Genomic DNA, 458 nt, shown 5'->3' with positions numbered 1-458 from the left:
CCCCTGCTGCGCCGACACGTAAGACAACCGTAGCGATTCCTAGTGTAACTGGCGTAAACGGTTTCTCATTGCGTCCCATAGGTGCATTCCAGTCAATGTCATATTCAACGGCTGCATGGGGAGCGGCAGCAGATCAAACATTTGGATATCTAAACACAGGCATCACAGTCAATCATGCTTGGCAAGCTGGTGGTATCACACTAGGATTCGGCGCGAGATTCAACACGGGGACAACGTTGTACTACGGAGCAGCAAAAGCAACAAATCCGGTGTACGACGGATCGACCTATTGGGCTACTATGTCAGGCGGTAGCACTGGTATTGCTACGTCGGCAGATTTAACTACATGGACCCCGATTCCTCAGCAGTTGTCCAATGTGGCGGCGCTTGGATATGTGGGATCAAATACAGTTACGGCATCGATTAACTCGGTTTCTTCGCAAGCAGTAGTCCAATAC

General features: G+C 50.2%; 1 protein-coding gene. It reads left to right on the top strand.

Annotated elements, in window-relative coordinates:
• Positions 1-95: 95 nt before the first annotated feature.
• The coding region (locus AC1RPQ_RS07615) for a hypothetical protein (RefSeq protein ID WP_481762205.1) at positions 96-458 on the top strand (363 nt) is incomplete at its 3' end.

This window comes from Dellaglioa sp. CoH-57-MRSF-21, assembly GCF_056781915.1.
Note: the sequence above shows the minus strand (reverse complement) of the source record. Positions and strands in the feature narration are given on the sequence as shown.